At 58.6% G+C, this 13,965-nt stretch carries 11 protein-coding genes and 1 tRNA gene; 7 read left to right on the plus strand and 5 right to left on the minus strand.

Features of this window, described 5'->3' with window-relative positions; translation table 11 throughout:
- The first annotated feature begins 33 nt into the window (after nucleotides 1–33).
- The 3 genes from B195_RS17470 (at nucleotide 34) to B195_RS17480 (ending at nucleotide 1,842) form a co-directional block, all read left to right on the plus strand.
- Nucleotides 34–726, plus strand: coding sequence for a pseudouridine synthase (locus B195_RS17470; RefSeq protein WP_003440564.1), 693 nt, complete (start codon nucleotides 34–36; stop codon nucleotides 724–726).
- A gap of 77 nt (nucleotides 727–803) precedes the next feature.
- Nucleotides 804–1,661 carry an alpha/beta fold hydrolase gene (locus B195_RS17475; protein WP_003440562.1) on the plus strand — a complete coding sequence of 286 codons (858 nt, stop codon included), beginning with the start codon at nucleotides 804–806 and terminating at the stop codon, nucleotides 1,659–1,661.
- A 107-nt stretch (nucleotides 1,662–1,768) separates the two neighbouring features.
- A tRNA-Gly gene (locus tag B195_RS17480) sits at nucleotides 1,769–1,842 on the plus strand.
- Nucleotides 1,843–2,026: 184 nt separating this feature from the next.
- Here the strand turns inward: B195_RS17480 and betA are convergent.
- The 4 genes from betA to speB all read right to left on the minus strand — a co-directional run bounded on the left by betA (nucleotide 2,027) and on the right by speB (nucleotide 7,971).
- The gene (gene betA, locus B195_RS17485; RefSeq protein WP_003440560.1) at nucleotides 2,027–3,715 is read right to left on the minus strand and encodes a choline dehydrogenase; all 1,689 of its coding nucleotides are present in this window, start codon (nucleotides 3,713–3,715) and stop codon (nucleotides 2,027–2,029) included.
- 2 nt (nucleotides 3,716–3,717) lie between these two features.
- Nucleotides 3,718–5,271: a cytosine permease gene (locus tag B195_RS17490; RefSeq protein ID WP_003440557.1), complete on the minus strand. Its 1,554-nt coding sequence runs from the start codon at nucleotides 5,269–5,271 to the stop codon at nucleotides 3,718–3,720.
- Nucleotides 5,272–5,389: 118 nt separating this feature from the next.
- Nucleotides 5,390–6,898 (minus strand): aldehyde dehydrogenase, encoded by a 1,509-nt coding sequence (locus B195_RS17495; RefSeq protein WP_003440554.1) that lies wholly within the window; start codon nucleotides 6,896–6,898, stop codon nucleotides 5,390–5,392.
- A 95-nt stretch (nucleotides 6,899–6,993) separates the two neighbouring features.
- A complete protein-coding gene (speB, locus tag B195_RS17500; protein WP_003440552.1) occupies nucleotides 6,994–7,971 on the minus strand; it encodes an agmatinase in 978 nt (325 codons plus the stop codon).
- Between the two features lie 153 nt (nucleotides 7,972–8,124).
- On the opposite strand from speB, the gene B195_RS17505 reads away from it, so the two are divergent.
- From B195_RS17505 to B195_RS17520, 4 genes are all read left to right on the plus strand, one after another.
- Nucleotides 8,125–9,039 carry a LysR family transcriptional regulator gene (locus tag B195_RS17505; protein WP_003440549.1) on the plus strand — a complete coding sequence of 305 codons (915 nt, stop codon included), beginning with the start codon at nucleotides 8,125–8,127 and terminating at the stop codon, nucleotides 9,037–9,039.
- 123 nt (nucleotides 9,040–9,162) lie between these two features.
- On the plus strand, nucleotides 9,163–10,659 hold the full coding sequence (locus tag B195_RS17510; protein ID WP_003440546.1) for a PLP-dependent aminotransferase family protein: 1,497 nt from the start codon (nucleotides 9,163–9,165) through the stop codon (nucleotides 10,657–10,659).
- Between the two features lie 134 nt (nucleotides 10,660–10,793).
- Complete coding sequence (locus B195_RS17515; RefSeq protein WP_003440543.1) at nucleotides 10,794–11,864, plus strand: sugar phosphate isomerase/epimerase; 1,071 nt, start codon at nucleotides 10,794–10,796, stop codon at nucleotides 11,862–11,864.
- A 51-nt stretch (nucleotides 11,865–11,915) separates the two neighbouring features.
- Nucleotides 11,916–13,190, plus strand: a complete 1,275-nt coding sequence (locus B195_RS17520; protein WP_003440542.1) for an MFS transporter — start codon at nucleotides 11,916–11,918, stop codon at nucleotides 13,188–13,190.
- A gap of 95 nt (nucleotides 13,191–13,285) precedes the next feature.
- On the opposite strand, the gene B195_RS17525 is transcribed toward B195_RS17520, so the two are convergent.
- A complete protein-coding gene (locus tag B195_RS17525; protein WP_003440539.1) occupies nucleotides 13,286–13,921 on the minus strand; it encodes a LysE family translocator in 636 nt (211 codons plus the stop codon).
- Between the last annotated feature and the right edge of the window lie 44 nt (nucleotides 13,922–13,965).

The raw sequence follows: 13,965 nt of genomic DNA on the forward strand, positions 1-13,965 counted from the left end.
GATGCCAGCCTCTATTTTTTGTGATCGAGCGTCATGCGCGTAGACCGTTTTCTGAGCAACTTGCCCCAGTTCAGCCGCCAACAGGTCCGCCTGCTCCTGATCGAAAAACGGATACGGGTCGATGGCCGCATCGTCTGCGATCCACACCATGAAATACGGGCTTTCAGTCGCATTGAATGTGATGACGTGCTGCTGCAGGCTGGCAAACCTGCGCGGTATTTCATGCTGCATAAACCCCCCGGTTGCGTCAGCGCCACCCAGGACCCGGAACATCCGACAGTCCTCGATCTGCTGGATGAACCGGACAAGCAGGAACTGCATATTGCTGGCCGGCTGGACTTCAATACCAGCGGGTTGATGCTGATTACCAATGACGGGCAATGGTCACGCCGTCTGACCCAGCCGCAGACCAAACTGCCCAAGGTGTATTACGTTGAGACAGAACAAGTCATAGGCCAGGAGTATGTCTCCAGGTTCAATGAAGGGGTCTATTTCGCCTATGAAGACCTGACAACACAACCCGCCGGGCTCGAACTGCTGGGCCCTTGCAGTGCACGCCTGAGTATCGTTGAAGGACGCTACCATCAGGTCAAACGCATGTTTGGCTACTTCAACAACAAGGTTGTTCACCTGCACCGGGAGAGCATCGGGCCATTGCAGCTCGACAGCCAGCTCGCCCCCGGCCAGTACCGGCCCCTGAGCCCCCAGGAAGTCGATCTGTTCTGACCCCGTGTCCGCATGACTGTCATATAGCCGGTGCATCCTCGGTCTTGCCGACACTCGGTTCACTGGAGTCTGACGCCATGCTCAAGCCCGAAATCAAAGTGCTCGATGTTCAAGGTCAATACCGAATTCACACCGAGTTCTATCGCTCGGATACTGCCGAAAACACCATTATTCTGGTCAACGGTTCCATGGCCACCACCGCCTCGTTTGCCCAGACCGTGAAGAATCTGCACCCGCATCTGAACGTCGTGCTCTACGACCAGCCCTATGCCGGCAAATCGAAACCGCACAACCGGCATCAGAAAATGCTGACCAAGGAACTTGAAGCGCAAATGCTTCTGGAGTTGATCGAGCATTTTTCGGCGAATTACCTGATGTCGTTTTCGTGGGGCGGGACTGCCGCGCTGACAGCCCTGGCGTGCACACCACGGCGCATCGAGAAGGCCGTGATCAGTTCATTTTCACCCCTCATCAACGGGCCCATGCGCGACTACCTGGAGCGTGGCCGGCGCTGCCTTGCTGACTGCAACCGCACACAAGTGGGCAACCTGGTCAACGATACCCTGGGCAAGCATTTACCCTCGCTGTTCAAGCGCTTCAACTTTAAACACGTCAGCAGCCTGGCCGAGCATGAGTACGCACAAATGCATTTTCACATCGAACAGGTGCTGACCTGTGACCAGCCGTGCTTGCTTGATACGGCCAGCGGTATCGAGATCCCGGTGCTGTTCATCAATGGCGCATGGGATGAGTACACCTCGGCCAGCGACGCGCAACACTTTGTCCAATCGATTGAGAACAGTCAGTTTGTTCGCCTGGAAAACACCGGGCACTTTCTGGATATGGAGCACAAATCAGCGAGCCATATCAGCAAGGCTGCCATGCTCGGTTTTCTGCAGCCGGCACACGCTGAGCATCTGGCAGCGAGCCGCTGATGCAGTGCCAAGGGTAAGAGAGGGAATGAATGCGCTTGAAATTTACAATTTCAGGAATAAAAACTTCTCATCAAGGCCGACTTCTGGTACAAAGTCAGCCGCTCTGAGCGGGTATAGTTTAGTGGCAAAACGAAAGCTTCCCAAGCTTTAGTTGAGGGTTCGATTCCCTCTACCCGCTCCACTTTTGCTTCCATGCAAACGCAGCAAACTCCCCCCCGAACATCTGAAACCAAAACGCTGTTGTGCTCATCAGAGCAACATCCTCACTGCAAGCTCACCCCGTCAGCCTGACGCGGCAGTTTCGCGAGCCTGGTTCATGGCCGGCAGCAAGCCACGACGCACTTGCTGCACAGCACATTGAAGATTTAAACCCTGACATTTCTCACTGGTGCCGAAGGCCGCTGGCTGGTTTCCCACTGCGCAGCCAGGCCCACCACCACATCGGACTCAGGCAACATCCCGCACCCGCGAACCAGATCTGCGGCCCGCTCGGCAAGCATGATGGTCGGGGCGTTGAGGTTGCCGTTGGGTTCGGTTGGAAAGACCGATGAATCGATCACCCGCAGACCCTCAATCCCGCGTACCCGTAGTTGTGAGTCCACCACTGCCATGTCGTCTTCACCCATACGACACGAGCCGCACGGATGGTAGGTGCTTTCAAGGTTCTCACGTACGAACTGGTCAATCTCGGCATCAGTGTTCACATTCGGCCCCGGAGCGATTTCGCTCTCACGGAAGCGGTCCATCGCCGGCTGGCCGATGATTTCCCGGGTCAGCCGCACACAGCGACGGAACCCCTCGCGGTCCTCTTCACGCTGCAAATAGTTGAAGATAATTTCGGGATGCTCGTAAGGGTCAGCCGAGCGAATTCGAACATGGCCACGGCTCTTGGGTTTGTTCGGCCCGGTGAGCACCATGAAGCCGTGCCCCTTGATCGGCTTTTTACCGTCATAACGCATGGCCGCCGGCAAAAAATGAAACTGAATGTCCGGCCAGCGCAACCCTTGCCCCGAGCGAATGAAACCGCCGGCTTCAAAGTGGTTGGTTGCACCCAGCCCATCCTTGCAGACCAGCCAGCGCAAACCGATCATCAACTTGCTCAGCGGGTCCATTTTACTGTTCAGGGTCACCGGCTCTTTGCAGGCGTACTGAATGTAGATTTCCGAGTGGTCCTGCAAGTTTTCGCCGACCCCGGGCAGATCATGCCTGACCACCACCCCGGCCTTGTTCAGTACCGCAGCCGGACCGATACCCGAGCGTTGCAACAGGTGCGGCGAACCGATGGGCCCCGCCGAGATCAGTACTTCCCGGGAGCAGCGCACGGTATGGGTCTGGCCGCCGTGGTCGTAGCTCACCCCCACTGCACGCTTGCCGTCGAGCACGATCTGGCGCGTCATCGCCCGGGTGATCACCGTCAGGTTGGGACGCTCCATGGCCGGGCGCAAATAAGCGTTGGCCGTGGAGCATCGAACCCCGTCCTTGACCGTCATATGCATGGCACCAAAGCCTTCCTGCATATAACCGTTGCAGTCGTCGGTCTTGATGTAACCCGCCTCTTCACCGGCATCGACCCACGCCCCGTACAGCGGGTTCTTCATTTTGTTGCCACTGCTGGTATGCAACGGGCCGCTGCCGCCGCGATAAGCATCACCGCCGGCATCACAGCTCTCGGCACGCTTGAAATACGGCAGGCAATTACGGTAGCCCCAGCCTTCGGCACCCAGGGACTCCCATTCATCAAAGTCATAGGCATGCCCGCGGATATAGACCAGTCCGTTGATGGAGGATGAGCCCCCAAGCACCTTGCCGCGCGGACAGTGAATGCGACGTCCGTCGAGGTAAGGCTCCGGCTCGGTTTCGTAGCGCCAGTTGTAGCGGGTGGTGTTCATGGGCATCGAAAAAGCGCTCGGCATCTGAATCATCACGCTGCGATCACTGCCGCCGAACTCCAGGACCAGCACCTCTACGTCCGCATCTTCGGTCAGACGGTTGGCCAGCACGCACCCGGCAGAGCCCGCGCCAATGATGATGTAGTCATATTTTTTATTGTTCATGGTTATCTCCAAATACTCGTTTCACTGACCAGCGGCACAAGTGGTACCGGCATCGGCATGACCGCCGCCCCTGGGTCCCCGGTGCTGTAATGCGGATGCGTCTGTTCGATGTCCTGAATGACCCGCTCTTCATGATTGAGATCAATCGAGCGGCTGAGCCAGAAGTACGTCAGGCCGGACACGATCAGCCCGACCAGCCAGGCAACGTCGATATTGCCCAGGGCTTTGGCCAGCGGGCCGACAAACACTTCTTTCTGGGCCACGCCATCGAAGATGTAGAAAAACGGGATCATTGCGACGAAACCAATGGCATACGACGCAAGGCCGCGCAGGCCCCAGCTGCCGTAAAGACTGTCGCGGGCCATGAAGAAATGCGGGATGGCGTAGCGCCCCTTGCGCACAAAGAAGTAGTCCGTCAGGTTCACCGCAGTCCAGGGCACCAGGAAATACAGCATCACCACCAGGTAGATGCCCAATACCGAAAGACCCTTGTCAGAGTCCTGCAGACCCAGCGATACACCCAGCTGCAGCAGGATCACGAAAATGATTGCCAGCACCCGTGCCTTGCGCGTCGGTTCGATATGCCTGATGGAGTCGACGCAGGTCAGGGTGGTCAGCTTCGCGCTGTAGATGTTCATGGCCATGACCGGCAGAAACACCAGGATGGTAACGCCGACCACCACGATGCCCATCACGGACGAGACGGTATTGCCCACTTGCGACAGGGCCACCAGAACGTTGGTGGCATGCAGGTGGTCGGCCAGCCAGGCGCCCACCGCAATCATCCAGGCACCCGACAGCGAGGCACCGAGAAACACCACGGCAATCAACTTGCCGCTATGGGTATTCTTCGGCAGGTAACGCGAATAATCGGACACATACGGCGCATAGGCGATGTTGTAACTGGCCGCCGCGGCAAACTGGGTGATAAAGCCGGTCCAGTTAAAACCCAGGGGCGGTGCCTCGACCTCGCCGATAGCGAGCAATGGCAGCGGCGTGTCGGGCACCCAATGCATCAGCACCGCCAGTGTCACCAGCCCGTACAGGGGAATTGACAGAAACAGGGCCCATTTAAAACTGCGATGCATCCAGTCATGCCCCAGGATTGCCAGGACTGTCGCCGGCACCGTCACCACCAGCGCAACCGTCAGCGGATCAAAACCGAACAGTTCCTTGAGGCCCTGCATCATCAACACCAGGTTGACGATATTGAAACCGGCGAACACAAACAGCGTCGCCAGCAGCGCCAGAATCACCCCGCGATAGCCGAACTGGGCCCGCGACTGGATCATCTGCGGCAACCCCAGGTGCGGCCCCTGGGAACCGTGGAAGGCCATGAACAAGGTGCCAAACATGATGCCCAGCGTTCCGGCCAGAATCGTCCATAGGGCGCTCAAGCCAACACTGGGCCCTACAAAGCCGATGGTCATGGTGAAAAAGGTGAAGTTGCCGAGAAACCAGAAAGGTCCCTGGCTGGAAAGTTTGTCGGTGCGCTCATTTTCGGGAATGAAATCGATTGAGTGCCCTTCAACAGCCGATGAGGGTGGTGTGTGCATGATGTACTCGCAGAAGTAGTGAAGATCATGACCCGATAACTGCCCTGCCCCGGGGCGAGCTGTCGCCCTTTATCAGGGTTGTGACAGCCGCCCGGTGCACAGGAGTGTCAATCGACACTCAGGGCAGCGTTATCCACACGGCTTTGGTTTCCAGCAGGTGATCGAGCTGTTCAGCCCCCAGATCCTTGCCAAAACCGGACTGCTTGTAGCCACCAAACGGCATCGAAGGATCGATGGTGCCGTGGCCGTTGACATAGACCATCCCGGCCCGCAGACGCGGGATCAGGCTGTGCACCCGGCCCAGGTCGTTGGAGTACAGGGCTGCAGCCAGGCCATAGGAAGAGTCGTTGGCCAGCGCCAGCGCTTGCTCATCATCATCGAACGCAGCCGTGACCAGCACGGGGCCGAAAATCTCTTCCTGGACGATCTGCATGTCGTTGCGACAATGGGCAAAGATCGTCGGCTCCACGAAGTAGCCCGGCCCGTCGACCGGCTGGCCGCCGTATACCAGCTCGGCCCCCTCACGCTTGCCGAGGGCGATGTAGTCCAGTACCCGTTGCTTCTGCTGTTGCGATACCAGCGGGCTGATAAAGCAGTCCGGGTCCAGCCCGGGGGCCATTTTCAGTGCGCGGGTACAGGCGATCAGTTCACGCAAAAAGCTGTCGTAAATGCTGCGATGGACGTAGGCCCGGGTGCCGGCGTCGCACACCTGGCCCGAGTTGAAGAACACCCCGTTGGCAATCGCTTGCGCCGCGGCAGGCACGTCGGCGTCCGCGAGAACGATTACCGGGGATTTCCCCCCCAGCTCCAGGGTCAGGCGCTTCATGTCGCCCAGCGCCGCCTGGCCGACGGTGCGGCCGACCGGCGTCGAACCGGTGAAGGTCAGTTTGTCGATACCCGGATGCGTCGCCATCGCGGCACCCACCACACTTCCCCGTCCGGTGACGATATTGATCACACCATCCGGGATGCCCGCTTCCTGCACCAGCTCAGCGAAGCGCAGGGCCGACAGCGAAGTCAATTCAGCCGGTTTGACCACTATGGTGCAGCCGGCTGCCAGTGCCGCGCCGAGTTTCCAGGCCATGGTTTGCAGAGGGAAGTTCCACGGCACGATAGCGCCCACCACCCCGATCGGCTCTTTACGGGTGTAGGCCAGATAATTACCGGGCAGCGACGGTTCAACAGTACGGCCGTGGATTTTCGTGGCCCAGCCTGCAAAGTAACGCAGGGTATCCACTGTGCCTTGCACATCCACTGCCCGTGCCGCGACCACCGACTTGCCCATGTCGATCGACTCGATTTCAGCCAACTCATCGCCATGGAGCTCAATCAGTTCTGCCAGCCGATGCAGCATCCGCTCACGTTCCAGCGGTTTGACCTGACGCCACGGGCCACCGTCAAACTGGGCCCGGGCGGCTTGCACGGCGCGGTCCAGATCGGCCGCGGTGCCCATGGGAACACGGGTCAGAAAGCCCCCGGTAGAGGGCTCGATGACATCCGAGGTTTGTTTGTCGCTGGCCTCGACCCATTCACCACCAATAAACATCTTCTGCTGTTTGCCGAGAAAAGCCTGGGTGGCTTCGCTCAAGCCGAATTTCTGCAAGTACTGCTTGACCGTCGTGTCCATTATTATTCTCTCGGGCCGGGCGTCAGACATCGCGCCAGGCCTCCTGGGTTCAAGACTCAATCCGGGGCTGCACGCAAGCCCCCGGCACTGGTGTTTCAGAGTGCGCGGGCCTTGGCCCGTTCGTGGTAGATAAAACCGATGCTGTTGAGCAGCAGTTGCGCGGCAAGAATCGACGTCACGCCCGCCGGGTCATACACCGGAGCGACCTCCACCAGGTCCATGCCGATGATGTTGCCTTTGCTGCGCTTGGCCAGCGCCTGAATAATCTCCAGCACCTCGTAGTACAGAAAGCCGCCATGGCTCGGCGTGCCTGTGCCCGGGGCGATCGAAGGGTCGAAACCGTCAATGTCGATGGTGATGTAGTACTTGACCCCCTGAGGGATCAGCTCCAGAACGCCCTCGGTACCCAGGCGACGGACATCGCGCACCGAGAGGATTTTTGAGCCGGCAGCGTGGGCCGCTTCATAGTCATCGCGGTTGGAGGACGAAACGTTGCGGATGCCCATCTGGGTCATGCCGACGATATGGTTCATTTCTGAAGCGCGGCGCAGCGGGTTGCCGTGGCCGTAGCGAACCCCATGACGCTCATCAACAAAGTCCAGATGCGCATCAAAGTGCACGATATGAATTGGCCCTTTGCCTTCGAAGGCCTTGATGACCGGGGCGTGAACCGAGTGGTCGCCGCCCAGGACCACAGGCATTGCGCCTGACTCGAGAATCTTGCGGACCGCAAATTCGATATTGTCATTACTCGCTTTCATATCGGTGTGGACGATATCCGCATCCCCCACATCGACCATGCGCACGTCCTGGGAGGTAAGGTACATCACGTCATCTTCGTGATCGTAGGCACCGGCATGACCGAAAGAAAACAGGGTCGATGCCTCGCGAATCCCGCGCGGCCCAAAACGGGCGCCCGAACGCCACTGTGTACCCATGTCATTGGGTGCGCCGAGGATGGCGACATCGGCATCCAGGGTTTCCCAATCAGTACAGACCGGGGATTTACCGAACGTGCAATGCCCTACAAACGGAAGGTTCAAACGGCCGGACTCATATCCATTGCTAGACATATCGATCTATCTCCAATTCTTGTTATTGCCATGGGGGCGCACTGGTAAGTGCCTGGCGCTGGAGTGACTATGAGCGCAGCTTTTCATAGAAAAAATGCTAATCATCCGATACATATATCGGCAGATCCGATGCATCGATAGGGAGAGGACCGGTTGAATCAGCTACATACCGTGGACCTGAAGCTGCTCAGAGTATTCGCCGAGATCGTCAAATGCGGCGGCTTCTCTGCGGCTCAAGCAGCGCTGAATATCGGCCAGTCGACCATCAGCGAACAGATGACCCATCTGGAAACCCGTCTTGGGGTCAAGCTCTGTCAGCGCGGGCGCAGCGGCTTTCGCCTTACAGAACAGGGCGTGGCGATTTTCGAATCTACCCGGCGGCTGCTGGCCGCCGTAGATGACTTCTGCCTGGATGCCGATGTGCTCAAGCAGAAGATCACCGGCAAGCTGAACCTGGGCATCATTGACTCAACCATTACCGACCCCGATTCTCCCCTGCCGAAAACCACCCAGCGCTTCGTTTCCAGAGGCCACGATGTTCACCTCAATGTGTATGTCGGGACCCCTGCCGAACTCGAAGAACGGGTGCTGGACAACCGCCTGCATCTGGCCATCGGGCACTTCCCGAATCACGTCTCGGGGCTGGACTATTTACCCCTGTACCAGGAGGCCCTCGGACTGTATTGCGGGCGGCGCCATCCCTTGCACGGCAGTACCGCAGAGAATGCCGAACTGCTTGAAGAGATCAGCGAGAGTCGAATCGTAGCCCGGGGCTTCATGCAGCAGCACGACCTGGACCGACTGGGTGTGAGCAAGGCCGCCGCCACCGTAGACAACATCGAGGCGCTGGCGATCCTGATCATCTCCGGTGCTTATCTGGGGTTTCTGCCCATCCACTTTGCCGCTCAGTGGGTCAATACCGGTGAGATGCAACAATTGGCCCCGATGAGCCTGCACTTGAAGTCGCCGTTCGATGTCATCACCCGACGCGGCGTTGCCCCGTCACCGATTTTGCGGGTATTCCTTGAGGACCTGGCGGCCACCGCACGGCAAGAGGTCCAGCCTTGAACACAGTGTCGCCTACACCTCGCACATTCTTGTGCAGACGGGTTTTGCTGCGCCGGTCCGTGCAACATAATGGCGCCCCTCAGTGCCTGAGGGCGCAATAAGAACAATAGAGGCAAACAGACCATGAAATCCCCCGGCGGTCGGCTCCTGACCGGCCTCACGCTGGACCGCACCAGCTCAACCCCCCTGTACCGTCAGCTGTACTTGCAGATTCGCCAGCAAATCCTCGCCGGCCGGCTGCAAGGAGGCACCCGCCTGCCCTCCACCCGGACCCTGTGCAAAGAACAGGGGCTGTCACGGATTACCATCCTCAATGCCTTCGACCTGCTGATCGCTGAAAGTTTTCTGGTCTCACGCCCCGGTGCCGGTACCTATGTCTGCGCGGAATGGGAGAACCGCGAAGCCGCCCCTGACGAGCCGCCCAGACCGCCGCGCCTGTCACACTTGAGCCAATCTGTGCTGTCCATGCGCAGCGACCATTTCAACGGCGTCTCCTACCAGGCCTGGGAGCCGGACTGCCCGACGTCTTTCCTGCCCAGTCAGGTCGCGTTCGATGCCTTTCCACTGCACGTCTGGAAACGCCTGATGAACCGGCACCTGTGCCAGCCGACCAAAGCCATATTGGGTTACGGCGAAGTAAAGGGTTTGCTGCAACTGCGCGAAGCGATTGCCGAGTATGTCTATGACGCTCGCGGTATCGAGTGCGATGCCGGCCAGGTGGTGATCGTCTCGGGTGCCCAGCAGGCGTTCAACCTGCTGGGCATGTTGCTGCTCGATCCGCAGGACAGTATCTGGATGGAAGACCCCGGCCATATCTCGGCGCGCATTGCCCTGCAGGCCCAGGGTTGCCGGGTGGTGCCATTGCGTATCGACGACCAGGGAATCGATCTGCAGCAAGGCCTTCAAGAATGCCCTGAGGCTCGTCTTGCGTTCACCACGCCGTCACGCCAGCACCCGCTGGGCATTACCATGAGCTACGGCCGGCGCCAGGAATTGATCGAGTGGGCAAATCGTGGCCATCGCTGGATCATCGAGGACGACTGCGACAGCGAATTCACCTATTGCGCAAAGCCACTGCCCGCTCTTTACGCCATGGACCAGTGGTCCCGTGTCATCTACGTCGGCACCTTCAGCAAGGTGCTCTACCCTTCCTTGCGCCTGGGCTACGTGATACTGCCCCAGGCACTGGTGGAGCCCTTCTGTGCCATGCGCGCGGTCATGGACCGCAGCCCGTCGACCCAGCTGCAAGCGGTTACGGCCGACTTCATCCGCGAAGGTCATTTCCTTGGCCATATCCGGCGTATGCGCGCTCTTTACCAGTCGCGCCAGGACTGCCTGATACAGGCACTGAAACAGCGGCTGGGCAATTTCATGGACGTGAAGCCGGTCAATGTCGGCATGCATGTCATTGCCTGGCTTGACCCCGGACTGGATGACGCGGTCATTGCCAAGGAGCTGGCCCGACACCAGATCCATACCTATGCCTTGAGCGACTACTGCGTGAAACGTTACTTGCCGCCCGGACTGCTTATCGGCTTTGCCGGAACCCCGATCGAACAGGCCACAGAAAAAGTCGAGGCGCTGGCTCAGGCGCTGCTGAAGATGGGCCACGCTCTGTGAGCAGGCAGGCCCCGGTGAAACAGAGGCTGAAAGTGGTCATAAGAATTAAAAAATAATGGCTCTATTGGTAGAACCACTCTGGTGCGATAAAGGCCTTACCGACCGATTCGGTGCCTGTACCAGGAATAATTCTAATGAACTGTATTCAAGCACGCTTCAACTCCCTGCTAAGCCACAACAGCCGCAGCGACTGCCCGCCTCCACTGTTGACTGCGCAACTGGCCAGCAAGCTTATCGATCGCCTGGAGCGCATGCGTCTGTTCGCCCATGCCTATCCCTTGCTGACCAACCTGACCCACGGTCGGGTCAAGCCCGCTGAACTGCTGGACTTCGCCTGGCGCCATGAGTTGCAAGGCCTGAGCCTGCATCTGCTGGATGGCGAGGCCAACAGCCTGAGTAACATGAACCCGCAACAGCTTCAGGAGTTTTCCCATAAGGCAGCAACGCTGGGCCTGGACATACATCTGGAGATCAGCAGCACCCGCAAAGAAGACGTGGATCAGGTTATCGCCATCGCCAAGGCTATCGGCACTCGCAACATCCGGGTCTATGCGCGTTATGAAGGTCATCTGTCACGGGTAATGGCACTGATCGAGGAGGATCTGCGCTATCTGGCGCAACAGGCAGACCTGCACGATCTGTTCTTCGACTTTGAGCAGCATGAAGAGTTGAAAAGCCATGAAATCGCCCAGTTGCTCAGCCGCCTGGATCACCCCCGCCTGCATGCGTTGTTCGACTTCGGCAATATGATCAATGCCTGCGAGCAACCCTTGACGGCCCTGAAGCAGTTGTCTGCGCACATCCGCCAGGTGCACATGAAAGGGGTACGCGTGGTGCCCGAGAAAAATGGTTTCGGCCATTACGGGGTGCTGCAAGGGGGTACCGAAGATCACCTGCCAAGTGCACGCATGATGTTCGAGTTGCTGATGCTCGGCGAGCAGGAGCCGCAGGTTATCGCCTTTATTCTTGAGCAGGAAAATCACTACGCCGCCCCCGCCTTCCGCCAGTCGGATGAGACACAAGACCCTTTCATCGAGTACCGCCAAATGAGTGAAACGGCACTGCCGCCGGGGTTTTGCGCCGAACGCATGATGGCTGCAGAGCACCAGTGGGCGAACAACCAGATTCGCTATGTGCGCGGCCTGCTCGGTGAGCTGAAGGTTCTGGCACAACTAACACTGGCGGATACGCCGGTCTGTGCCTGACCCCGCACCACACTCGCCAAAACGTCACGTTACTTTCTGTGGAAAACAAAAATGACCGCACAGACAAAAGCCAAATGGCTGCGTTTCCTCGTCCTCATTCTTGGCGGCGGAACCATCTATAAACTCGCCAGCCTGAAAGATGCCTTTTACGTTCCCATCCAGCAATACATGGGGCTGAGCCATACCCAACTGGGCACGTTACTGAGTGCCAACGCTATCATCGCCACAGCGTTATTCGTGGTCGGCGGTTATCTGGCGGACCGCTTTGCCACACGTAAACTGATTCCCCTGGGGTTGATCGGGACAGGCAGTCTGGGACTTTACCTGGCCACCTTTCCCGGCTTCGACAAGATGCTGATCGTGTTCTGCCTGCTGGCAGTCTGCGCTGACTGTATCTATTGGCCTGCCCTGCTCAAGGCTGTGCGCAATCTTGGCGAGGAAGGCGAACAAGGCCGCATGTTCGGTTTTCTGGAGGGTGGCAGGGGCATCGTCGATACACTCGTGGCGTTTTCAGCCCTGGGGGTGTTCGTTGCCATGGGCTCGGGCGAAGCAGGCCTGAAATCGGCCATCGTCTTCTATTCTCTGGTCGATATCTTTGCCGGGATCATCACCTGGTTCCTGCTGCGAGACAGCAAGACAGCCCCCGCCCCCAAGAAAGAGGACAGCCTGTCGGGTATGTCCGGATTGCTTGAAGCCATTCGGATTCCGGGGATCTGGCTGGTCAGCTTCAACGTGTTCATGGTCTATATCGTCTACTGCGGCCTGACCTATTTCATTCCCTACTTAAAGGATATCTACGAATTGCCCGTGGCACTGGTCGGTGCCTACGGGATCATCAACCAATACTTCCTCAAGATTCTGGGCGGGCCGGCGGGCGGCTTCATGGCAGACAAGTATTTCAAGAGCCCGTCGCGCTATCTGAAATGGGCGTTCCTGGCCCTGATTCCCGCCATGGCCGCGGTGTTGCTGGTGCCCAAAGGCGAACACTTCATTTATATCGGCATGGCCGCCACCCTCTCGTTCGCGCTGATTGTTTTCACCATGCGCGGCGTGTTCTGGGCTCCCATGAGCGAGGTGGGGATTCCTCAGCGCATCACCGGCTCGGCCTTCGGAATTGCCTGTCTGATCGGCTATGCGCCCGGCATGTTTGCCTACGTGATTTACGGTTCGATCCTGGACCACTTCCCGGGCCAGCAAGGCTACAACTATGTGTTCAGCCTGATGAGCCTGTTTGCCGTCATTGGCTTCATGGTTTGCAGCCTCTTGTACCGTGTAGTGCGCAAGGAAACAGCCGGCACCCCTGACAGCGATCTGGTCCGGGCCTGAGTATTCAACCAGGGCGAAGGTGAGTCACTTGCCTTCGCCTGCGGTTGTCGACCACTGCGGTGCTATCAATAGCGGCGGCCTTGCCAGCGGCCCCCTCAGCGAATACTTGCCAGCAACCCTGGCAAGGCATGCATCAGGGCGCTGATGGCAAAACCGATGAACATCACGCCACACAGCCGGGTAATCAGTCGTTCATGGCGTTGATACAGCGCCCGCACGTGCCCGGCGCCAACAATGCCAATCAGAATTACATAAGCTGCGGCGCCCCCCAAAAAGCTCAACACAATCAGCCACGGCAGCATTGCCCAGGTCAGCAGTTCGGCACGACTGGACAGCAGCGCAGTGAAGGTGGCCACCGCAACGGGGTAGGCCTTGGGGTTGGTCAGGCCAAACAGAATGCCGTGGGCAAAGGGCTGGCGCGCAGGGCCTTGCCGGGCCTCGTTGCCAGGCTGGGCGCGCACTGCACGCAGCCCCAGCCAGAACAGATAAAGACCGCTGAGCAAGCCCAGAATGTTGAATGCGGTACTGCCGAACTCCCGCGCCCCGACAATGGCAATCAGGGCAGTGCTGCACCAGATCACGTCACCCAGCAAATGCCCGCATAGAAATCCGGCCCCGGCACGTCGACCGCGGGCGGCGCCAATCCCGAAAACCGCCAGCACCCCGGGTCCCGGGGTGATGCCATAGATAAAGCCAGAAGCCAGTACCGCCAGTAACAACGAAAGTGTCATGCAAAACGCTCCAGAAAAATCGTGCCTCAGGCTGTCCATTGGCC

Origin of the sequence: Pseudomonas sp. Lz4W, from assembly GCF_000346225.2 — a bacterium.
GTDB lineage: Bacteria > Pseudomonadota > Gammaproteobacteria > Pseudomonadales > Pseudomonadaceae > Aquipseudomonas > Aquipseudomonas paraversuta.